The 21444-nt window shown below is 62.0% G+C and carries 19 protein-coding genes and 1 tRNA gene; 14 read left to right on the forward strand and 6 right to left on the reverse strand.

All coding sequences use genetic code 11. The features are described 5' to 3' along the window. The first annotated feature begins 253 nt into the window (after positions 1-253). From thrS to ACEOAB_RS09320, 11 genes are all read left to right on the forward strand, one after another. Positions 254-2161, forward strand: coding sequence for a threonine--tRNA ligase (gene thrS / locus ACEOAB_RS09270; RefSeq protein ID WP_413748378.1), 1908 nt, complete (start codon positions 254-256; stop codon positions 2159-2161). A gap of 101 nt (positions 2162-2262) precedes the next feature. Then, complete coding sequence (gene infC / locus ACEOAB_RS09275; protein ID WP_082519464.1) at positions 2263-2886, forward strand: translation initiation factor IF-3; 624 nt, start codon at positions 2263-2265, stop codon at positions 2884-2886. A 154-nt stretch (positions 2887-3040) separates the two neighbouring features. Beyond that, positions 3041-3244: a 50S ribosomal protein L35 gene (rpmI, locus tag ACEOAB_RS09280; protein ID WP_007832497.1), complete on the forward strand. Its 204-nt coding sequence runs from the start codon at positions 3041-3043 to the stop codon at positions 3242-3244. A gap of 24 nt (positions 3245-3268) precedes the next feature. Next, a complete protein-coding gene (gene rplT / locus ACEOAB_RS09285) occupies positions 3269-3628 on the forward strand; it encodes a 50S ribosomal protein L20 (RefSeq protein WP_007832499.1) in 360 nt (119 codons plus the stop codon). Between the two features lie 112 nt (positions 3629-3740). Then, positions 3741-4817, forward strand: a complete 1077-nt coding sequence (gene pheS, locus ACEOAB_RS09290) for a phenylalanine--tRNA ligase subunit alpha (RefSeq protein ID WP_413748379.1) — start codon at positions 3741-3743, stop codon at positions 4815-4817. A 40-nt stretch (positions 4818-4857) separates the two neighbouring features. After that, entirely contained in the window at positions 4858-7299 is a 2442-nt protein-coding gene (pheT, locus tag ACEOAB_RS09295) for a phenylalanine--tRNA ligase subunit beta (protein WP_056596136.1), read from the forward strand. A gap of 5 nt (positions 7300-7304) precedes the next feature. Beyond that, the gene (locus ACEOAB_RS09300) at positions 7305-7676 is read left to right on the forward strand and encodes an integration host factor subunit alpha (RefSeq protein ID WP_042673257.1); all 372 of its coding nucleotides are present in this window, start codon (positions 7305-7307) and stop codon (positions 7674-7676) included. Positions 7677-7740: 64 nt separating this feature from the next. Next, complete coding sequence (locus ACEOAB_RS09305) at positions 7741-8199, forward strand: MerR family transcriptional regulator (protein ID WP_007832504.1); 459 nt, start codon at positions 7741-7743, stop codon at positions 8197-8199. A gap of 26 nt (positions 8200-8225) precedes the next feature. Further along, positions 8226-8302 (forward strand) — tRNA-Pro (locus ACEOAB_RS09310). 193 nt (positions 8303-8495) lie between these two features. After that, positions 8496-9746: a tyrosine-type recombinase/integrase gene (locus ACEOAB_RS09315; RefSeq protein ID WP_495653626.1), complete on the forward strand. Its 1251-nt coding sequence runs from the start codon at positions 8496-8498 to the stop codon at positions 9744-9746. Positions 9747-10105: 359 nt separating this feature from the next. Further along, positions 10106-10468, forward strand: coding sequence for a hypothetical protein (locus tag ACEOAB_RS09320; protein ID WP_495653627.1), 363 nt, complete (start codon positions 10106-10108; stop codon positions 10466-10468). 52 nt (positions 10469-10520) lie between these two features. On the opposite strand, the gene ACEOAB_RS09325 is transcribed toward ACEOAB_RS09320, so the two are convergent. Both ACEOAB_RS09325 and ACEOAB_RS09330 read right to left on the reverse strand, forming a co-directional pair. Further along, on the reverse strand, positions 10521-11345 hold the full coding sequence (locus ACEOAB_RS09325) for a PIN domain-containing protein (RefSeq protein WP_495653628.1): 825 nt from the start codon (positions 11343-11345) through the stop codon (positions 10521-10523). 260 nt (positions 11346-11605) lie between these two features. Further along, complete coding sequence (locus ACEOAB_RS09330; protein WP_495653629.1) at positions 11606-11731, reverse strand: YHYH domain-containing protein; 126 nt, start codon at positions 11729-11731, stop codon at positions 11606-11608. 232 nt (positions 11732-11963) lie between these two features. Between ACEOAB_RS09330 and ACEOAB_RS09335 the strand changes: the two genes are divergently transcribed. Then, positions 11964-13997, forward strand: coding sequence for an ATP-dependent nuclease (locus ACEOAB_RS09335; protein WP_495653630.1), 2034 nt, complete (start codon positions 11964-11966; stop codon positions 13995-13997). Next, positions 13979-15736 (forward strand): UvrD-helicase domain-containing protein, encoded by a 1758-nt coding sequence (locus tag ACEOAB_RS09340; RefSeq protein ID WP_495653631.1) that lies wholly within the window; start codon positions 13979-13981, stop codon positions 15734-15736. The genes ACEOAB_RS09335 and ACEOAB_RS09340 overlap by 19 nt, the downstream gene beginning before the upstream one ends. A 313-nt stretch (positions 15737-16049) precedes the next feature. On the opposite strand, the gene ACEOAB_RS09345 is transcribed toward ACEOAB_RS09340, so the two are convergent. From ACEOAB_RS09345 to ACEOAB_RS09360, 4 genes are all read right to left on the reverse strand, one after another. Further along, positions 16050-16388 carry a helix-turn-helix transcriptional regulator gene (locus ACEOAB_RS09345; protein ID WP_495653632.1) on the reverse strand — a complete coding sequence of 113 codons (339 nt, stop codon included), beginning with the start codon at positions 16386-16388 and terminating at the stop codon, positions 16050-16052. Positions 16389-17293: 905 nt separating this feature from the next. Then, entirely contained in the window at positions 17294-18043 is a 750-nt protein-coding gene (locus tag ACEOAB_RS09350; protein WP_495653633.1) for a transporter substrate-binding domain-containing protein, read from the reverse strand. A 9-nt stretch (positions 18044-18052) separates the two neighbouring features. Further along, positions 18053-19240: a 2-methylaconitate cis-trans isomerase PrpF gene (prpF, locus tag ACEOAB_RS09355; protein ID WP_495653634.1), complete on the reverse strand. Its 1188-nt coding sequence runs from the start codon at positions 19238-19240 to the stop codon at positions 18053-18055. Further along, positions 19237-20325, reverse strand: coding sequence for a lactonase family protein (locus ACEOAB_RS09360; RefSeq protein WP_495653635.1), 1089 nt, complete (start codon positions 20323-20325; stop codon positions 19237-19239). Before ACEOAB_RS09360 ends, prpF begins: the two co-directional genes overlap by 4 nt. 92 nt (positions 20326-20417) lie before the next feature. Here ACEOAB_RS09360 and ACEOAB_RS09365 point away from each other — a divergent pair, with 92 nt between their 5' ends. Further along, complete coding sequence (locus ACEOAB_RS09365) at positions 20418-21401, forward strand: Bug family tripartite tricarboxylate transporter substrate binding protein (protein ID WP_309928722.1); 984 nt, start codon at positions 20418-20420, stop codon at positions 21399-21401. Positions 21402-21444: the final 43 nt, after the last annotated feature.

A 21444-nucleotide genomic window follows, 5' to 3' on the forward strand; every position in this document is an offset into this window, starting at 1 on the left:
GGCGCCGGGGCTCCACGACGCCGCGGCCGCGGATTGAACGGGCAGAAGTTAGAATCGCCGCCTCTGCACTCAACAAGAGCGAGAAAGGCACCTTGGTTATGACACCGCGAACTACTCCGCAAGGATTCAGCGGCTTTTTCTTCTTCGAAGGAAAAGGCCGGTAGCCCCGCGCTCGCTGGTTTCTGCCAGCTCTTCAACCAGGCAAAGCGCGGCATCCACCGCGCTTTTTTTGTTTTTCTCCCGAGGTTTCCACATGATCCAGATCACGCTTCCCGACAACTCGCGCCGCGAGTTCCCCGGCCCGGTTTCGGTGGCCGAAGTCGCCCAGTCCATCGGCCCCGGGCTCGCCAAGATGACGGTGGCCGGCAAGATCGACGGCCGGCTCGTCGATGCCAGCGACGTCATCGACCACGACGCCAGGCTGCAGATCATCACGCCCAAGGACGACGAGGGCCTGGAAATCATCCGCCACTCGACGGCCCACCTGGTCGGCCATGCGGTGAAGCAGCTCTACCCGACGGCCAAGATGGTGATCGGGCCCGTGATCGACGAAGGCTTCTACTACGACATCTCCTACGAGCGCCCCTTCACGCCCGAGGACATGGCTACCATCGAGGCGCGCATGCGCGAGCTGATCGCGCAGGACTACGACGTGGTCAAGAAGATGACGCCGCGCGCCGAAGTCATCGAGGTCTTCAAGTCGCGCGGCGAGGACTACAAGCTGCGCCTCGTCGAGGACATGCCCGACGAGCAGGCCATGGGCCTGTATTACCACCAGGAATACGTCGACATGTGCCGTGGCCCGCACGTGCCGAACACGCGCTTCCTGAAGGTCTTCAAGCTCACGAAGCTGGCCGGCGCCTACTGGCGCGGTGACGCCAAGAATGAGCAGCTGCAGCGCATCTACGGCACAGCCTGGGCCGACAAGAAGCAGCTCGATCAGTACATCCAGCGCATCGAGGAAGCCGAGAAGCGCGACCACCGCAAGCTCGGCAAGGAACTCGACCTGTTCCACATCGACGAAGTGGCGCCGGGCGTGGTGTTCTGGCATCCCAAGGGCTGGGCCGTGTGGCAGCAGGTCGAGCAGTACATGCGCGGCATCTACCGCGACACGGGCTACTGGGAAGTGAAGGGCCCGCAGATCCTCGACAAGAGCCTGTGGGAGAAAACGGGTCACTGGCAGAACTACCGCGACAACATGTTCACGACGGAATCGGAGAAGCGCGAATACGCGTTGAAGCCGATGAACTGCCCGGGCCACGTGCTGATCTTCAAGAGCGACCTGCGCAGCTACCGCGACCTGCCGCTGCGCTACGGCGAGTTCGGCCAGTGCCACCGCAACGAACCCAGCGGCGCGCTGCACGGCATCATGCGCGTGCGCGGCTTCACGCAGGACGACGGCCACATCTTCTGCACGGAAGACCAGATCCTCGACGAGTGCATCGCGTACACGGAGCAGCTGCAGAAGGTCTATGCCGACTTCGGCTTCACGGACATCCTCTACAAGGTCGCGACGCGGCCCGACAACCGCGTGGGCTCCGACGAGCTGTGGGACAAGGCCGAGCATGCGGTGATGGAGGCGCTGCGCCGTTCGGGCGTCGACTTCATCATCTCGCCGGGCGATGGTGCCTTCTACGGCCCGAAGATCGAATACACGCTGAAGGACGCGCTGGGCCGCCAGTGGCAGTGCGGCACGATGCAGGTCGACTTCAATACGGCCGAGCGTCTGGGCGGCGAGTACGTGACGGAATCGAGCGGCCGCGCACACCCCGTGATGCTGCATCGCGCCATCGTCGGCAGCCTCGAGCGCTTCATCGGCATGCTGATCGAACACCATGCCGGCGCACTGCCCGCATGGCTCGCTCCGGTGCAGGTGGCGGTGCTCAACATCAGCGAAGGGCAGGCCGACTACGCGGCTTCAGTGGCGAAAACGCTGCAGAATCAAGGGCTTAGGGTCCAGCTGGATCTGCACAACGAGAAGATTACGTATAAAATACGGAAGCATTCGTTGCAAAAGCTCCCTTACATCCTCGTCGTGGGTGACAAGGAAAAGGAAGCAGGTGCCGTCGCAGTGCGCGCCCGGGGCAATCAAGACCTCGGAGCAATGTCCCTCGAATCGTTCGTGCAACGGCTCGTCCAGGATGTTGCCGACAAGCGTTGATTTGCCTCTGAAACACCCCATATGTTTCCCAGCCAAATCGTGCCGCTTGTCCGCGAGGACTGACCGGCGTTCGCTACAGATTTTGTAGCAATTTTTGAAGGATCCTGACCATCGCTACTGCATTTCGCGACCGCCGCCACCGCGAGGAACGCCAACACCGCCTGAACCGGGAAATCATGGCCCCGGAAGTCCGCCTTGTAGGCCCGGAAAACGAGCCATTGGGTGTTATGAGTCTCTCGGAGGCCTTGCGCCTTGCTGGCGAGGCCGATGTGGATCTGGTGGAGGTCGTCGCGGCGGCCAACCCGCCGGTATGTCGCCTGATCGAGTACGGCAAGTTCAAGTACCACGAGCAGAAGAAGGCGGCCGAGGCGAAGTCGAAGCAGAAGGTCATCGAGGTCAAGGAAATCAAGTTCCGGCCCGGTACCGACGATGGCGACTACAACATCAAGATGCGCAACATCAAGCGCTTTCTTGAGGACGGCGACAAATGCAAGATCACGCTGCGCTTCCGTGGCCGCGAGATCACGCACCAGGAGCTGGGTCTGGCATTGCTGCAGCGCATTCGCGACGAACTGGGCGACCTGATCATGGTCGAGCAGTTCCCGAAGCTCGAAGGCCGCCAGATGATCATGATGATCGCGCCGGGCCGCAAGAAGGCTGGCGGCGGGGCTCCCAAGCCGGCAGCAGACGCTGCGCCGGCAACGGCGCCGGCTGCAACCGCCTGAGGCGTTTGCAGCAGTCAGGGTTTTGAAGGGATTTCGCCGTTGCCAGCACTTTGAAAGAAGAGCGGGCAGGGGCGAGATAAAGAAGTGTCTCGGGGCCAACAAGTCCGTGGAGCATCCATGGCGCCTCACGAGCACAAACTAAAGGAGCATTCACATGCCCAAAATGAAGACCAAGAGCAGCGCGAAAAAACGTTTCCGCGTTCGTCCCGGTGGCACCGTCAAGCGCGGTCAAGCCTTCAAGCGTCACATCTTGACGAAGAAGACCACCAAGAACAAGCGTCACCTCCGTGGTGCAGTCGCAGTGCATGAGACCAACATGGTTTCTGTCGCCGCCATGCTGCCCGGCCGTGGCATTTAACTCAGACGAACAAGGAGTACACACATGCCTCGCGTCAAACGTGGTGTAACGGCTCGCGCCCGCCACAAGAAAGTTCTCGCACTCGCCAAGGGTTTCCGCGGTCGCCGCGGCAATGTCTTCCGCGTCGCCAAACAGGCGGTGATGAAGGCAGGCCAATACGCCTACCGTGACCGCCGTACCAAGAAGCGCGTGTTCCGTCAGCTGTGGATCGCGCGTATCAACGCCGCCTCGCGTGAACTGGGCCTGACCTACAGCCAGTTCGCCAACGGCATCCGCAAGGCCGGTATCGAGATCGACCGCAAGATGCTTGCGGACATCGCCGTGCACGACAAGGCCGCTTTTGCCGGCATCGTGGAGCAGGTCAAGGCCAAGCTGGCTGCTTGATTTTGCACAGCAGGTTGCCGTCTCCGGACGGCTTCTTGCGCCCACGGCTCAAGGGCTGGCGCTTGAAAAGGCTCCAGCTCTTTTTTATTTCCCCTCGAAGATTTTTGTTGCTATGAACGAGTTGGACTCCCTGGTCGACACCGCCCGCGCCGCTTTTGCCGAAGCGAAGACGCCCGCCGAGCTCGAGAACGCCAAGGCCCAGTTCCTCGGCAAGTCGGGCCGCATCACCGAGCTGATGAAGGGCATGGCCGCGCTGAGTGTCGAAGCGAAGAAGTCCCGCGGCGCCGCGATCAACGTGGGCAAGCAGGCCATCGAGGCCGCGCTGACCGACCGCCGCCAGCAACTGGCCGACGAAGAACTCTCGCTGCAACTGCGCGCCGAAGCACTCGACGTGAGCCTGCCTGGCCGTCGCCGTATTTCCGGCGGACTGCATCCCGTGAGCCGCACCCTGGAGCGCATCGAGGAGATCTTCTCGAGCATGGGCTTCGACGTGGCCGACGGCCCCGAAATCGAGAGCGACTGGCACAGCTTCACCTCGCTCAACAACCCACCGAATCATCCTGCACGTTCGATGCAGGACACCTTCTACGTCGACCTGAACGGCGACGACGGCATTCCCTACAACCTGCGTCCGCACACCAGCCCGATGCAGGTTCGCTACGCGCATCAGCACATCAAGAAGTACGCGGCCGAATTCGCCGCTGCTGCAGCCGACACCACGGGTACCGTGAAGGCGCCCGAGATCCGCGTGATCGCGCCGGGCCGCACCTATCGCGTCGATAGCGACGCCACCCACTCGCCCATGTTCCACCAGTGCGAAGGCCTGTGGCTCGGCGAGAACGTGAGTTTCAAGGACCTGAAGGTCGTCTTCACCGACTTCTGCCGCACCTTCTTCGAGCGCGACGACCTCGTGCTGCGCTTCCGACCGAGCTTCTTCCCGTTCACCGAGCCCAGCGCCGAAATCGACATCCAGTTCGCGAGCGGCCCGCTGGCCGGCCGCTGGCTCGAGGTGGCGGGCTCGGGCCAGGTGCATCCGAACGTGGTGCGCAACATGGGGCTCGACCCCGAGCGATACATCGGCTTCGCCTTCGGCATGGGCCCTGACCGGCTCACCATGCTGCGCTACGGCGTGAACGACCTGCGCCTCTTCTTCGACGGCGACCTGCGTTTTCTTTCGCAGTTCCAGTGAGCCCCCTCCATAGATAAAAAACCAGATCGAGATCGAAGAGATGCAATTCCCGGAATCCTGGCTGCGCGAGTTCTGCAACCCGCCCCTCGACAGCGCCGCACTGGCCGAAACGCTCACCATGGGCGGCTTCGAGGTCGAGGAGCGCCGACCGGTGGCGCCGCCTTTCACGCGCATCGTGGTCGGCGAGATCAAGGAAGCGGTGCAGCACCCTAACGCCGATCGCCTGCGCGTGTGCCAGGTCGACGCGGGGCAGGGCGCCTTGCTCAACATCGTGTGCGGCGCGCCGAATGCGCGCGTCGGCATCAAGGTGCCGTGCGCGCTGGTCGGTGCCGAACTGCCGCCTGGTGAAGACGGCAAGCCCTTCCTTATCAAACTCGGCAAACTGCGCGGCGTCGAGAGCCAGGGCATGCTGTGCTCGGCGCGCGAATTGAAGCTGAGCGAAGACCACGGCGGCCTGCTCGAACTCGCTACCGATGCGCCCATCGGCGCCGACGTGCGCGATGTACTCAAGCTTGACGACGCGCTGCTCACGCTCAAGCTCACGCCCAATCTGGCGCACGGCCTGAGCGTTTACGGCGTTGCGCGCGAACTTGCAGCGCTCACCGGTGCACCGCTCAAGACCCCGGCTATCGCGCCAGTGGCCACGTCGTTCGCCGATGTGCTGCCAGTCAAGGTCGAGGCGCCTGACCTGTGCGGTCGTTTTTCCGGCCGCATCGTGCGCGGCGTGAATACCAAGGTCGCCACGCCGGCGTGGATGGTCGAGCGCCTCGCGCGCTGCGGCCAACGCAGCGTGACGCCGCTGGTCGACATCTCGAACTACGTGATGTTCGAGTACGGCCAGCCCAGCCACATCTTCGACCTCGACAAGATCCACGGCGGCCTCACGGTGCGCTGGGGCAAGGCGGGCGAACAGCTCAAGCTGCTCAATGGCAACACCATCACCGTCGACGACAAGGTCGGCGTGATCGCCGATGACCGCGAAGTCGAATCGCTCGCCGGCATCATGGGCGGCGACGCCACATCGGTTTCCGACGACACGCGCAACATCTACGTCGAGGCTGCGTTCTGGTGGCCCGAGGCCGTGCAGGGCCGTTCGCGCCGCTTCAACTTCTCGACCGACGCAGGCCATCGCTATGAGCGCGGTGTCGATCCGAGCCGCACGGTGCAGATCATCGAGCGCATTACGCAGCTGATCATTGAAATCTGCGGCGGCGAGGCTGGCAGGATGGACGACCAGACGCTGCGCGTGCCCGAGGCCGTGCCCGTCACGCTGCGCGTGGCGCGCGCCTCGCGCGTGATCGGCATGCCGCTGACGCAGGCGCAATGCACCGATGCGCTGAACCGCCTCGGCTTCGCGATCACCGAAGGCGAAGGCACGCTGACCGTGACCCCGCCGCCGCACCGCTTCGACCTGCTGATCGAAGAAGACCTGATCGAAGAGGTCGCGCGCCTGATCGGCTTCAACAACCTGCCGACCATCGCGCCGCTCGCACCCATCACCGCCCGCGTGCGGCCCGAGGCGCAGCGCAGCCGCTTCGCGGTGCGCCGCAGCGTGGCCGCATTGGGCTACCAGGAAACGATCAACTTCAGCTTCGTCGAGGCGCACTGGGAGCAGGACCTTGCTGGCAATGCCAATCCGGTCAAGCTGCTGAACCCCATTGCCAGCCAGATGAGCGTGATGCGCTCGTCGCTGCTCGGCTCGCTGCTGCAGGTGCTCAAGTTCAACCTCGACCGCAAGGCGCCGCGCGTGCGTGTGTTCGAGTTGGGCCGCGTGTTCATGCGCGACGACAGCGTCGTCACCACCGACAGCACCGTGCGCGGCGTGAATCAGCCGATGCGCGTGGCGGGCCTCGCCTGGGGTGATGCCGACGAGGCGCGCTGGGACGGCAAGCCGAACCGCGTCGACTTCTACGACGTCAAGGGCGACGTCGAGGCACTGCTTGCACCGCTCGTGCCGGTCTTCGAAGTGGCAGAGCATCCTGCGCTGCACCCGGGCCGTTCGGCGCGAGTGCTGGTCGATGGCAAGGCCATCGGCTTCGTCGGTGAACTGCATCCGCGCTGGCGCCAGAAGTGGGACTTCGCCCAGGCGCCGGTGCTGTTCGAACTCGACCTCGACGCGGTCACTGCACGCCCCGTGCCGGTTGCGCAGCCCGTGCCGAAGCACCAGGCCGTGGAGCGCGACCTCGCCGTCGTCGTGGCCGAAGCCGTCACGCACGATGCGCTGGTGCAGGCCATTCGCACGGCAACGGCCGCACAGGGTCTGCTGCGCGACGTGACGCTGTTCGACATCTATCGTCCGCAGCCATTGCGCGATGGTGCCGTGGCCGCGCCCGGAGCACTGGCGCAAGGCGAGAAGAGCATGGCGGTTCGCCTGACCTTCCAGAACGACGGCGCCACCTTGACGGACGAGCAGGTCGAACCCGCGGTCCGCGCAATCGTCGAACAATTGGGCGCCGCGCTCGGCGGCCGCTTGAGGGGATGACGGGAATGAACGCTGCCGAATTCACGCTCGAGGCTCTCGAAACGCCCGCGCTCACCAAGGCGCATCTGGCCGACCTGCTGTTCGAGCAAATCGGCCTGAACAAGCGTGAGTCCAAGGACATGGTCGAGGCGTTCTTCGAACTCGTGGCCAACAGCCTCATCGAGGGCACGGACGTGAAGATCTCGGGCTTCGGCAACTTCCAGATTCGTGTGAAGGCGCCCCGGCCCGGCCGCAATCCGCGTACCGGCGAGGCGATTCCGATCGGGGAGCGCCGCGTGGCCACGTTCCATGCGAGCGCCAAGCTCAAGGAACAGATTCACGGAAGCATCGACCAGAACGGCGCAGCCGAAGTCGAGTGGAGCTTGGGCGCGGAATAGTGCTTGGTGCTGTGCGCCTGGGTGGAGTAATCTCTAAGGTTTCCCGCGCACAGTCTTGATTTCAATGGAGAAAACGCTCCCACCGATTCCCGTCAAACGCTACTTCACCATCGGTGAGGTCGGCGAATTGTGCGGCGTCAAGCCGCACGTGCTTCGCTATTGGGAGCAGGAGTTCACGCAGCTGCGGCCCATGAAGCGGCGCGGCAACCGCCGCTACTACCAGCACCACGAGGTGCTCATGATCCGCCGCATCCGCGATCTGCTCTACGACCAGGGCTTCACGATCAGCGGTGCGCGCAACAAGCTGCAGGAACTGGTGCAGGGCGAGCGCGACCGCCGCAAGGCAGGAGAGGTGCCGCTTGAAGGCGTGGAGGCGATCGAGATCGATCAGGAAGAATTCGACGCTGCGGTGGTGCAGGAGTCCGCTGCACCCGCTGCTGCGCAGACGGTCGATCTGTCGCAGTTGTTGCACCTGCGGCGCGAACTCTTTGAAATTCGTGAGCTGTTGACCATCGGACGCTGAATTTCAACCGCTATAATCGAGAGCTTCGGTGTGTGGCGCAGCCTGGTAGCGCACTTGCATGGGGTGCAAGGGGTCGAAGGTTCGAATCCTTTCACACCGACCAATAAAACGTCCAAGGGCGTCCGGTTTCATCCACCGGACGCCCTTTTTCATTGGGGAAATTGGCGAATCGGGTCCGGAGGCATACACTGAAATCCGGTGACTGCCAGCGCCAAGTGGGGGTACAAAAGGGGGTACAAACCGCCTGAACCCCCTGGTGCGGCGGTTTTGTACCCCCACCCCCTGGATGTACCCCCGTGCCGTTGACCGATGCCGCATGCCGCAATGCCTCCTGCCCGCCTGACCGAAAGCAGGCACGCTACGCCGACGCGGGCGGCCTCTATCTGGAGGTCTCAGCCTCGGGATCTCGCCGATGGTTCTGGAAGTTCAGGATTGCGGGGGTCGAGAAAAAATTCGCCTTGGGCTCCTATCCCGACGTAAGCCTTGCGGCGGCGAGGAAGGCCCGTGATGCTGCCAAAGCCCAGAAGGCTTCCGGAATCAATCCCATACAGGCGCGCCAGGTGGTCAAGCTCAAGGCGGCCGTGAACACCGGCGATACCTTTCGAGAGACGGCGCTCGAGTGGTTCGACAAGCACCATGAGCGCTGGAGCGGCCACTACGCCACACGCGAGAAGCGCAACCTGGAAAAGGACCTGTTTCCGTACTTCGCTACTCGTCGCATCAGCGAAATCGAGGCCATCGAGTTGTTGGCGGCCCTGCGCCGTGTCGAGGAGCGTGGCGCTCTCGACGTGGCCGGTCGCGTGCTGATGACGGCACGCGCGGTGTGGCGCTATGCGGTGGCGACTGCGCGGGCGCCGCGCGATATCACGGCGGATCTCAAGGGGGCACTCACGCCCCACAAGAAGCGGCACTTTGCGGCAATCACCGATCCTGCCCAACTGGGGACGCTGATACGCGTCATTCGGGGCTACCAAGGCGGAGCCATCGTGCGTACGGCACTTCAGCTGGCGCCCATGCTTTTTCAGCGTCCGAACGAACTGCGAGCGGCGGCCTGGGCCGAGATCGATTTCGACGGGGCGCTTTGGACCGTGCCCGCTGCGCGGATGAAGCGGCGCGTCGATGGCAAGCAACATGGTGATCCGCACTTGGTACCCCTGCCCAGGCAGGCGGTGGAGTTGCTGCGCAAGCTGCATCCCATTACGGGCCACAGTACGCTGGTCTTTCCGGGCGAGCGCAGTCATGAGCGACCGATCTCGGACAACACTCTGCGTGCAGCGCTTCTGACCTTGGGGTACGGCCCGACCGTGCAGACGGTTCATGGCTTCCGGGCAACAGCCCGGACCTTACTGGCTGAAACGCTGGAGATCGATCCGCTGGTGATCGAAGCCCAGTTGGCGCACGCAGTCAAGGACGCCAATGGCCGTGCCTACAACCGTACGCAGTATCTCAAGCAGCGGACCGTGATGCTCCAGCGGTGGGCGGACTATCTGGATGTGCTGGCTACCAGGGCGAGTTCTCCACCGGTTGAGTTGCAAGTAGCGGCATGAGAACGGCCCCCTTCGGGTCTTAGGACGGCCTTTCTGATCTGCTGTACGGCGCCCGCCGCCGACCGTACTTTGCCGGGGTGTCGCGCATCACCGCTGCGGGAAGCGGCCCTTCGTCAATCCGATTCAGGGAGCGAACATCAGCTTACTGGCGCTATAGCGAGTGGGAAGTCCCAGCCATGAACGGTCCGTCATTCGGCGTCGGCCTGCGGCCGGTCAAGACTGTGTGCCGTCATTCGCTGATCGCGAGAAGAAGAACCCCAAATGCTGCTACCTGCCATTCGCATTCATGGTTCAGCTACAACCAGTTACTATGAGGAGCCATACGGCATGGGAGACCCAAAATCGGGAGGGGTACAGCTATGCAGGTGGACATCGTCGGACGGATACGCAATCTACAACCGCCTGTCACTCAGCCGCTCATTCCAGTTTTCGAGTGCCTAGTGAACGCTATCGAGGCCATCGAGGACAGCGGCATCGACGACGGGCGCTTAGACGCGTATCTCGAGCGAGAGGTGCGCCAAGTGGCATTGGACGGCAATGAGGAAACAGCGCTCGCAGCTATTCGGGACATTACCATCGTCGACAGCGGCTCTGGTTTCAATGACGGTAACGTCCGCGCGTTCTTCCTCTCAGACTCCATCCGCAAGGTCAGCGTAGAACGGCGTGAACAAACCAGAGCCCCACTGCTGCTGTGCTTTCGGCATGAGCCGTCACCTGAGTGATGTTCCAGAACCCCGCGAGGTGAGCATGCGTCTCGGCGAACGATCTAGGTTCTCACTGCCCATCACTGTCAGGAAAATCATCCGCGGTAATAGCCTGTTGCGCAAGAAGCAACGCTTCCTCATCCTCCATCTCCTGCGTCACGGCCGCATGGACTGTCTTCAGTCCAACGGAGAGCTTATCCGTCAGGATGAGTTTGCGAGTTCGGCCAACGCGCTCCCTGAACTCTTGGCGTAGCCAGTCGTTCAGAAATGATTGACCACCTTGGATGACGCCGTAGTCCGTGTCTCGGGTGACGATTACCACATGCTTGCCGGTGTCGGCCGCGCAACGCACGATCCACTCCCAATTGATCGCGTCACCCATCGAGGTATCGCTCGACTTGCGAGGTGGATAGCCGAGCATGAAGCGCTTTTCTGCAAGCTCGCGCACCTCGAAGCGCACGTCCTTTGATCGGTTTAGATTCAGCGGAGACGGGCGACGAAAGAGCCGCTGCAATGTGCGGTATACAGGATCGTGGTGCGTCGGATCGCTCAGAACCTTCTTGAGCTTTTCCGTCACAACCTTCCTCTTCTCCATGATCAGGCCCTGGTACTTCTCAATCATCTCAACAGCCTTTGCGTCTGCGATGAGAGCGGGTGGGGTCAGTTTTGACCAGTCTGGTGCGGAGGAAGAATTGATGTAGTCCAGCAACACCTTTTGCCGATTCCGCTTGTACTCCATCTCGACTTGAGCACCGATGATGAGGCGGTCGCGACAAATCTCCAGTTGCTCAAGATAGCTCGTGCTGACATCAGACTTCCTGATCCGATAAAAGTCCAGCAGAACGTTCGTGTCGACGAAGAGGAGGGTATCAAGCACGTGATTCGGGGCGGCCATTTTTTCTGTGGTCTCCAGCGCGCATCGTAGCTGCAATCGAAGAGGTAGGGCCATATCGCCGTGCCCGGCGCGGGGCCCTACTCAACACTTGGCGCCGACAACGGAGTAGAGGTTCATCAATGTCCGCGCAACATCGGCGTGCCGTCGCCTGTGCTTGCTACAGGGAGCGCCGCTATCGCTGCGAAGCGGGTTCAGGCTGGAAAAGCCAGATCTCAAATCGAGTGTTGCTATTGAGATAGCTTTTGGTTCTTAGGGGCTCGTTAGTGGCAGTGGGAGCCCCCATTTTTGTGGTCGCGATGACAGCCGTTCTTGTCAGTACCTCCCGAGTGCGCAAGTGCTCCACAGCCTATGCAAAGCGCCGCGATCAATATTGCAACCTTCTTCATGACGTTTCCTCGTTCCAATGAGCGCTGGAGTGTGTACCTCTGCTTCTGTTATCGGGCAGGGGTTTACGAGCGTTCTCCCATGAACATGGGATGAGCGCGAGGCATCGAGCATCGAATGTGACGATGATTGGTTTCACATCTCGTCTACCATCGCCACGGGCTCAAAAAACGTGCGCTCCTCTGGCAACCACATCAAGACCAAGGCGCCTGGGAACGGAAAGGGATATGGGACATGAAGCTGTCTGAAATCGCCATCACGAACTTCCGGTTGCTGCTGGACGCGCGCATGCGGCTGGATACGGCGGGCATCACCACGATCCTCGTTGGCCCCAACAACAGTGGGAAGACCTCGGCAATCGAGGCGATGCTGACCTTCCTGCAAAGGCCGATTAAACAGCTGTCAATCAACGACTTCTCGCTGGGGTGCCGCGACGTCTTCAAGAAGTTTGAACAGCATGTCCTGACACCCGCGGTGTCGACAGGTCCGGAAGCTGCCACGGGTCCGCCGCCAGCGGCTCCTCCCTTGCCCGGCGTGCCGGCCATGGCGTTGCGCCTGAAGTTCGACTACGACGATACGGGCCCAGATTTGGCCATCGCCGGCGAACTCCTGATGGATCTGGACGACACGTCCACCTCGGTGACGGTCGAAATCCGGTTCGCGGCCGTTGACCCCAAGCTGCTGGCGCAAGCCTACTTGAAGGACCGGGACGACGATCAGTCGCTTATCGACTATCTCGCGTCCACACTGCATGAACACTACAAACTGGACCAGTTCAAACTGAGCCCCGACGGTAGCCAGGCGGAGCGGCTGCCGGACCGCGGCATCCTGCAGCAGCTGATCCGTATCGACGTCGTCAGCGCACAACGCCATATGGATGATCGCGAAGAAGGCAGCAAGGCCACGCGCCTGTCGACGCTGCTGCACGCTCACTACGAGCGCCGCTACAAGGTCGACGCCCCCGGCGATTTCAAGGCACTCGAGAAGACTCTGCGAGACCAGTCGGCGGCCCTCGGTCCCCAGTACGTCAAGGCATTCAATGGCCTCATGAAGGGCTTGGCCAAATTCGGCCATCCTGAGTCTCCTAAGCTGACAGTCCGCGCCGAACTCAGCGCCGATGGCCTGTTCAAGGACACCACGCGCGTCTACTACGCGGCGTTCGGCGCAACCCTGCCACCGGCTGAGGGAGCCGCGGCCGCGCTTGACCAAGCCTTCGAGCTTCCAGAGCGTTATAACGGCCTCGGGTTCAAGAACCTCATCTACATTGTCCTGTGCCTGAAGTCCTTCCGTGAGGACGTCGAGTCCGACCCCGAGCATCGACCGCGCGTCCACCTGGTCGTCGTAGAGGAGCCAGAGGTGCACATGCATCCTCAGATGCAGGCGGTCTTCGTCCAGAAGGTCAGCGAGTTCCTCGCACCCGCCGCGGGCGAGACTGGCGTGCAACTGCTGCTGACGACCCATTCATCGCACATGGCGGCCAACTGCGGTTTCTCGCCGATCCGCTACTTCCGGAAAAACAGGGGAACGGTCGAGATCAAGGACCTGCTGTCCTTCGAATCCTCCGCGACGACTGACCCCGAGAAGGCCGCGATGGAGTTCCTGCGGAAGTACCTGACGACGACGCGGTGCGACATGTTCTTCGCCGACAAGCTCGTGTTCATCGAAGGGCAGGTCGAACGCATGCTGCTGCCCCGATTGATCGCGGCTCTGGAAGTCGCGCTGCGCGACAAGCTCACGTCAACCTATGTCTGCACGGTCGAGGTAGGCGGCGCGTATGCGCACCTCTTCCGGAAGTTGATCGAGTTCCTGCAGTTGCCGGCGCTCGTGATCACGGACCTAGACTCGATCGACGGCACGTCCAAGAAGAAGGCGCTCGTCGCCAATGGGCACGCCAGCAGCAATGCAACTCTGTCTCAGTGGCTGCCAGGAAGTTCTGATTTGCCAACGCTGATGGCCGCTGGCGAAGCGCAGAAGACTTTGGGAAGGGTTCGGGTTGCCTATCAAGTCCCTGAAGCGGCGGGCCAGCCCTGTGGCCGCAGCTTCGAGGAGGCATTTGTGTACGCGAACGCGGCCTGGCTGATTGCCAACAAGGCCAAGCTTTTGGGCACCGGCGGAACGTTTACTCATGTCGATGCAGCAGCTCTGACCACCGACGCCTACAACATCAGCCTGCCCAAGGTCGACTTTGCGCTTGATCTACTGGCCAACGAAGGTTGGGCCACGCCCGCCTATATCCGCGAGGGGCTCGAATGGTTGGCGAAGCAGTAGCCGCGGTCGTGGCCGAAAAGACGGCGGATGAGCGCATCGCCGAATTTCTTGCCGAAGGCCGGAGTTTCGTTCTCGACGCCGGCGCGGGTGCGGGCAAGACCTACTCCCTCGTCGAAGGTATCAAGAAGCTCTGCGCGCCGCCTGTCGCCGACCGGCTCAGGCGTGATAGGCAGCAGATCGCCTGCATCACCTACACCAATGTCGCAAAGGACCAGGTGATCGAGCGCATCCAGGGCAACTCTTTGGTTCGTGTGTCGACCATCCACGACTTTCTCTGGAGCACCCTGCAGCCCCATCAGCAAGCCCTTCGGCAGGCTCTGCTCGATCTCAATGCGGCACTCCCCGCCGGAAGCACGCGTCGGGTTGATCAGGTCGAGCTGGAAGCAAGGGTCGCGGCACGGCTCGAGGTGAAGTACTCGGATCGGGGTTCCAAGTTCCTTGAAGGACGGGTCTACCACGACGACCTGCTGTCAATCGCGCGCATCGCCTACGCCCGTTACGAAAAGCTGTCGCGCATTGTGGCGAGCCGCTACCCGTTCATCTTCATTGACGAGTATCAGGACACCAGCGAAGCCGTGATCGACGTCTTGCTACGCCGGATGTTGCCGCTGGCCGGCGGCTCACTCGTGCTCGGGTTCTTCGGCGACAAGATGCAGAATATCTATCACCACGGCGAGCACAAAGGGATCGGCGAGCTGCCGGCTGAGTTGGCAGCGCCGCTGGAGGTCATCGTCAAGCGCGAGAACCGTCGCTGTTCTCTGCGCGTCATGGATGTCTTGAACAAGATACGGACCGACATTACACAGATTCCTGGGAACAACAATGCGCAAGGTGACGTTGCATACATCCGCGTGGCGGCTGGCTCCGATGAAGCCGGCCTTCAGCGCGCGCGGGATCTGCTAGCGGACACCCTGAACTGGGAGTTGGCAGGCTCGGGCACACGCGAGCTCTATCTGACCCACCGCTTGATCGCTCGCAAAGCCGGTTTTGCCGACCTGCTTCAGGCCTTCACGGATAGAGGGGCCTTTGCCAAGGATGCTCTGACCGATGGCTCTGACCGGCGGATCTCGTTTTTCCTGGACAAGGTTGAACCACTGGCGCTGGCCTGGGAGAAGGGACAGATTGGCGAGACGCTGGGCCGGCTCCATGGTGCAGGCCACCGACTGGCCAGTCGTGCGGCGAAGTCTGATGTACGCGAGGCACTCAACACCCTGTTGGCCAAGCGCACTGCTGGGACGGTTCGTGAAGTGCTTGAGACGATCCGAGATCGGCAGCTTTTCCCGCTGCCTGATGACCTGGCCGTTAGGCTTGCAAACGCGGAACCCATCCTCACTGCGGTCATGGATGACGCTGCCAAAGAGCGCGAGCAACTGGACGCAACTCTGTACGCAGCCTTCTTCGGGCTCCCGTATCAGCAGGTCGCTGCCTTCGCCCGGTTCTACATGACCAGTACGCCGTTCTCCACCAAGCATGGCGTCAAGGGTGACGAGTTCGATACGGTGCTGGTGGTGCTGGACGACGCCGGCGCCGCCTGGAACTTCTACTCCTTCGACAAGTACCTGTCCGGTGCGGATGAGACGACGAACCCGGGACGCGCGAAGCGCTCTCGCAATGTCTTCTACGTGTGCTGTTCCAGGGCCCGGCAGCGGCTGGCGGTAATCGATCTTGCGGGCGCATCCGTAGTGAAAGCCGAGCGGATGCGCGCGCTATTCGGTGCCGATCGATGCCATGAGGTTTAGCCTCATGGGGCGAATCCGTGATATCTCGGGCCGGCCTTCGACCTCGCCTTCTAGAGGTAGGCGATCGGTTTAGCTCGAATGTTGATCGACAGCTTTCGGGCGGCGCGTTCGAGCCTGTGACTGACAGCAATCGCTGCAGTGCTGACGTTCAGGGGGCCGAGATGAAGGCCTGCTTGAGGTCGGCAGCACCAGTTCCCTGCGAGGAGGAGAGTCGCCGGGAGGGGCCTGTCCGCTGGCGTGAAGGATGCGCTGTCCTGACCGCTTGCCAAGAGCAGGTTCGCGCCGTCCGGGCGGCTCGGTCCGGCTTGTTGAATCAGGTCGTGCGCCCGTTCATGCGCTCCGCGATCCACGATTGCACCGCGCTCTCCGGCCATGCCGCGGTGCGCTGTCCGGCTTTCACCGACCGCGGAAAGATGCCCCTGCGCATTTGTTCGTAGATGGCTGACCTGCGCAGGCCGGTGAGGCGCTCGACTTCAGGCAGTCTCAGAAGCCTGTCGGGGGCGCGCCTGATTGTCTGCGCCAGCGGCATCGTTGAGTCGGAGCAGAGAAGCGTGAGTGCCTCTCGCAGCAGACATGCCGCTTGCAGGGCTCGTTGAGCGGTGGGGTCGCCGGCGACGAACGCGCTCGATTCATGGCTGGTTTGGGCTCGCATGGGCATTGCCTTTCGGTTCTTCCGCAGCGCGTCCAATGTCGTTGCGGGACGTCCGTAGGTTGTCAGCGATGTCTGCTGGAACCAACTCGCCAGAGCGATGCGAGGCGCACGACAGCATAGGCGTGGAAATCGGAGAAGGGCGTGTGTCATTTCTCGTGAATATGTAATGAAGTGATTCCGCAAGCTGCGTGCCATGCGTCCCGATTGCTCCATGCGATGAAATCGGTAAAACCGATGGATACATTGCACGCATCGCGAGCGACGTGTAACGACAGGAACTGACATTCGTTGTCACATCCGATGCGCGGCAACGCCACGGAATGTCATCGCTCGCTGCCTTGTCCGCGCATGTTCGACAGGCACGAGCAACATATCGCCATGCAGCACGCGCACGCGAGCCCGCACGGCAGCACATGGCTGCCGCACTGCATGCGTCGAGTCGCATCGCCAGCTCGCAGCTCGATCAGGTTGCGGAGTTCACTCCCACGTTCGGGCAAGACGCGACTCGCGTCGGCGCCTGCTTGTCCGAGGAAAGAGCCGATCCTTAAATCGAACCGGACTGGCTGGAGGGAACCTCCATCGGGTGCCTAGTGTGGCCCACAAGATGAAGAAATCGCGCGTCGGATTGCCTCTGAAAATGAGCGGCTGAATTTCATTTTCGGAATGATTGAGAGTGCAGAGGGGCTCTAGCGCGAATGAACTCGCGTACGGACGTATGAAGCGCGGAATCACCGCGAAGGGAATCGCAGCTGCGTATCTTTTGAGGTCGAGTCGGAAGTTGGAAGACTTCCGTCGGTCTCAAGTAGCGGTTTCGGGGTCGAGGCTGCTGTCAGACAGCTTCCTCTTGGCGTATCGGAGCGACCACTACCTGCATGGTCGTAAAGTCCGCAATGGGCGCCAAGCCGTCACGTGGGTGCTGACTCAATGCCTTTCGGCGCGACGGTTGCTCCATCAATGCCATTCCGTCGAAGTGCTTCGTGTACGAACCCGGATGCCTTGCAGCTCTCGACAAATTGATGAAGCAGCGATGCCGCCAGCGCGCCTCGCGCAGAGGGAAGGCCCATGGCTTGCTGAATGATCATGAAGCGCTCGGGCAGAAGGCGCAGGCCTTCGATGCGATGTGCATCGTATTCAAGCTGCTGCTTGACGCCCGCCGCTACAGCGTGGCCTCCTTCGATGAACATATCCACGACGCCAGGAGACGTCGGGCTTCGAATCAGTTCCGCCTTCTGGAGGGTACGGGTCAGGTACAGGTCATAGGCGCTGCCTTTGCCGACAACGACGCTTACGCCCGGTTGCTCGACGTCCTGATGCGTCCGAAACGATGATTCATTGCGGACGAGATAGCAACCCTCGATGAGAACGTAGGGCGCAGTGAACTGAACTCCTTGGGAGCGCAATGGGTCGATGGCAAAGAACCCGACGTCGGCTCTCGCGTTGGCTACAGCATCGACAGCTTTGCCCGCGCCATCGAAGACCAGGAGTTCGAGAGGAACTTCCAGGCGTGCAGCGAGCGCACGAGCCAAGTCCACAGAGACGCCGGTGGGCTCATTGCCTGCGTCTTGACGGGCCAGTATGGGATTGCCGAGATTGATGGTTGCTCGGAGGACTCCCGTTGGAGCAAGTGCTTCGACGTCATGCGCAGAGTAGTGCACCGATAGACCTCATTGTTTTGGGGACCAATCCGCGCTGACGAAGACCTGGCCGTCCATCAGACGTCGCGCGCTACGGCTCATGAGGGCCTTGGTCACTGCCCAGGTCCCATCCTGCTCCGCGGCATCGGCGCCGACCTTCAGCGTGCCCGAGGGGTGGCCGAATCGAACTTCGTCGCGGCGGCCGCCACCGAGAACGCGAGACACCAAGGTGCCCGGGATTGCCGCGGCAACTGCGATCGCGACGGCTCCAGTGCCGGTCATGGCATGGTGGAGTTTGCCCATCGAGAAGATGCGGGCGCACAGGTCCATGTCGCTAGAACTCACGTCCTTGCCGCTGGATGCCGTGTATCCGGTTGGCCGTGCAACGAAGGCCAGCTTCGGCGTGTGTGGGCGCTTTTCAGTGGCCTCGGCTGCCGTGGCCGCCAGGCCCATGGCCACGGTCGCATTTGCGCGAATGGCTTCGGCCTTCGCCAGCAGTTCGGCATCCGTGTTGACGCGAGGCTGCAGTTCCGACCCGCTCAAGCCCAGGGTGACGGCGTCGACGAAGATGGTCGGGTTGCCTGCATTGATGAGGGTGGCCTCGACGACGCCCACTCCGAGCACGTCGAGCTTGTCAATCATGTTCCCGGTGGGAAACATCGCACCGCCTTCGCCGTCTTCGTCCGCGCCGGGTTCCAGGAACTCGAGCTTGATTTCGGCCGCAGGGAAGGTCACTCCGTCGAGTTCGAAGTCGCCGGTCTCCTGGACCTGGCCGTCGCACATGGGGACGTGCGCGATGATTTTCTTCTGGATGTTGGCCTGCCAGATGCGCACGATGGCGATGCCGTTCTCTGGTGCTGAAACCAGGCCACGCTCGATTGCGAAGGGTCCGACCGCAGAGGTCAGGTTGCCGCAGTTGCCGCTCCAGTCGACGACAGGCGATTCGATGGCAACCGCGCCAAACAGGTAGTCCACATCGCAGTCTGGGCGAGCGCTCGGGCCGACGATGACGACCTTGCTCGTGCTCGAGGTCGCGCCGCCCATTCCGTCGATTTGCTTGCCGTACGGGTCGGGACTTCCCGTGACGCGCAGCATCAGCGCGTCGCGCGCCGCGCCAGGCTGGCGAGCGGGCGCCGGGAGGTCATCCGGCGTGAAGAAGACGCCCTTGCTTGTGCCGCCGCGCATATAGGTTGCACGAATGCCAATCTGCTTGCTCATGAGGTAATTTCTTTCGATGAATGAGTAAACGCAACGCACACGGGGCTTCCGGTGGAGGTCAGCGGTTCGACTTGGGAGGGGCCGGAGACACGGACGATGGAATCGGCGTCTTCGTTTGCGACGCAAAGTGCGTTGGTGCCGGGAAGAGGTGTAATGAAGCGAGGCACCGCGCCCAGAGCCCTGGTCCAGGTCGGCGAGCTCAGCGCCCCGTCCGTCGCGTCAACCTCGTAGCAGACCACGCTGCCGTGCCCGCGGTTGCTGACGAACAGTTGGCATTCGTCGCGGGGGAGAACGATGCCTGCTCCTGTGTTCTCGCCGACGAAGGAGTCGGGGACCGTCGTCGTGCGACGCACCGGCTCCAACCGACCGGTAGCCGCGTCGAATCGGGCCGTCAGCACTTGGCTCGATAGCTCCAGTACGACCCACGCCACGGCGCCGTCAGACCGAAACACCAGATGGCGAGGACCGCTGCCAGGCGCCACTTCGAGCGTTGCTATGAGTTGCAGCGCACCGGTGTCCTCGTCGAGTGCGAGGGTGTGGACTGCGTCGGCGCCTTTGTCTGGGACCAGGAGCCAGCGACCGGAGGGGTGGAGCACGATCTGATGCGGATGCGCGCCCTGCTGTTGGGTCTTGTGAGGGCCTGCTTTGGCCGGCAACTCAAGAAGATGAGCCATCGGTCCTATTGAACCGTTCTCCTCAACCGACAAGCTCGCGACGCTACCGGTGGCGTAGTTCGCCACCAGAATCCAGCGATTGCCGGCGCTCTGTGCCAGATGCACCGGATTCGTACCACCCGTGGCTCGTGTACCGAGCCCGAACAGTCGGCCATCGACGTCGATTTTGAAGCTGCTGACTTCGCTTCCGTCCCCGTGGACGCAATGAAGCACGCCCCGTGCCTCGTCGATGAGGAGAAAGGAGGGGTTGTGGCCCGCAGGAACTGTCCACCGATGGGTCCATTTCCCTGCGCTCGAAACATCGAAGACCTCGAGCCCTCGTCCGCGCGCCCGTCTAAGTGCGGTCGTCCGACAACCGACGTACGCCCGAAAGGCGACATCGCAAGAATCGGAATGCGGATACGTCTCCATCGTTTGACCTGCCGTCGGATTGCATTATATGATTATTTTAGACAAAACAACAATAGTGATGCCTTTCCTTCCACCTCTTTGGAGACAAAACCATGAGCCATCTCTCTCGACGCGCGCTGCTGCAGGCAGGCGCCGCCGTCCTCCCCCTCGGCTTCGCCGGCCTTAGCTTTTCCCAGGACAAGTTCCCCAGCAAACCCGTCACGCTCATCGTTCCGCAGCCAGCCGGGGGCGACGCCGACGTGGTCTGCCGAAGCATCCAGACGAAGATGCAAGAGGTGTTGGGCCAGGCAGTCATCATTGACAACCGGGCCGGCGCAGGAGGAAACATCGGGACGGCCCTGGGCGCCAAGGCCGCACCGGACGGCTACACGGTCACCTTCGTGAATCAGGGCACCATGGCTCTGAACCCGAACCTCTACCCCAGCACGGGCTACAAGGTCGACAGCTTTGCCCCGGTGACCTGGCTGACTTCCATCGACCTGGTCGTCGTCGCGCACCCCTCCGTCCCGGCGAACAACTTGAAGGAATTCCTGGAGTTGACCAAGAAGGAACCGGGGAAATTCACGTATGGCACGGCAGGCAACGGCAGCGCGAACCATCTGGCGGGCGAGATGCTCAAGTCGATGGCCAAGGTCGACATCACCCATGTGCCGTACAAAGGCGGCGCGCCGGCCATCGTTGCGTTGCTGGGGGGTGAAATCAGCACGGTCGTCGCTTTCCCGCTGGCGGCACTGCCGCACGTCAAGGCAGGCAAGCTCAAGGCGCTGGCAGTGACCGGCAAGAAGCGTTCGAAGGCGCTCCCGGACGTCCCCACCGTGGCCGAGAGCGGTGTCAGCGGCTATGAGTTCTCGTCCTGGATGGGGCTGACTGTTCCAAAGGGCACGCCGGACGCTGTCATCCAGAGAATCCATGTGGCCGCATCTGCAGCGCTCAAAGAGAAAGAGGTCGTCGAGAAGCTGTTGGCTGGGATGACCGAGCCGGTCGCGGCCGGACCCAAGGAATTTGGCGAGCTGATTCAGCGAGAAGGCGACCGCTGGTCCAGGCTCATCAAGCAATACGGCATGAAGATTGATTGACCATCGGCACGATGTTCAGGAGTCCGCTGGCCTAGACTACAAG

The organism is Variovorax sp. Varisp53 (genome assembly GCF_059491555.1).

Coding starts and splice junctions, on each gene's coding strand:
- thrS (WP_413748378.1), top strand. CDS start 254: ATGATCCAGATCACGCTTCCCGACAACTCGCGCCGCGAGTTCCCCGGC.
- rpmI (WP_007832497.1), top strand. CDS start 3,041: ATGCCCAAAATGAAGACCAAGAGCAGCGCGAAAAAACGTTTCCGCGTT.
- rplT (WP_007832499.1), top strand. CDS start 3,269: ATGCCTCGCGTCAAACGTGGTGTAACGGCTCGCGCCCGCCACAAGAAA.
- pheS (WP_413748379.1), top strand. CDS start 3,741: ATGAACGAGTTGGACTCCCTGGTCGACACCGCCCGCGCCGCTTTTGCC.
- pheT (WP_056596136.1), top strand. CDS start 4,858: ATGCAATTCCCGGAATCCTGGCTGCGCGAGTTCTGCAACCCGCCCCTC.
- ACEOAB_RS09300 (WP_042673257.1), top strand. CDS start 7,305: ATGAACGCTGCCGAATTCACGCTCGAGGCTCTCGAAACGCCCGCGCTC.
- ACEOAB_RS09305 (WP_007832504.1), top strand. CDS start 7,741: ATGGAGAAAACGCTCCCACCGATTCCCGTCAAACGCTACTTCACCATC.
- ACEOAB_RS09320 (WP_495653627.1), top strand. CDS start 10,106: ATGCAGGTGGACATCGTCGGACGGATACGCAATCTACAACCGCCTGTC.
- ACEOAB_RS09325 (WP_495653628.1), bottom strand. CDS start 11,345: ATGGCCGCCCCGAATCACGTGCTTGATACCCTCCTCTTCGTCGACACG.
- ACEOAB_RS09330 (WP_495653629.1), bottom strand. CDS start 11,731: ATGAAGAAGGTTGCAATATTGATCGCGGCGCTTTGCATAGGCTGTGGA.
- ACEOAB_RS09335 (WP_495653630.1), top strand. CDS start 11,964: ATGAAGCTGTCTGAAATCGCCATCACGAACTTCCGGTTGCTGCTGGAC.
- ACEOAB_RS09340 (WP_495653631.1), top strand. CDS start 13,979: ATGGTTGGCGAAGCAGTAGCCGCGGTCGTGGCCGAAAAGACGGCGGAT.
- ACEOAB_RS09345 (WP_495653632.1), bottom strand. CDS start 16,388: ATGCGAGCCCAAACCAGCCATGAATCGAGCGCGTTCGTCGCCGGCGAC.
- prpF (WP_495653634.1), bottom strand. CDS start 19,240: ATGAGCAAGCAGATTGGCATTCGTGCAACCTATATGCGCGGCGGCACA.
- ACEOAB_RS09360 (WP_495653635.1), bottom strand. CDS start 20,325: ATGGAGACGTATCCGCATTCCGATTCTTGCGATGTCGCCTTTCGGGCG.
- ACEOAB_RS09365 (WP_309928722.1), top strand. CDS start 20,418: ATGAGCCATCTCTCTCGACGCGCGCTGCTGCAGGCAGGCGCCGCCGTC.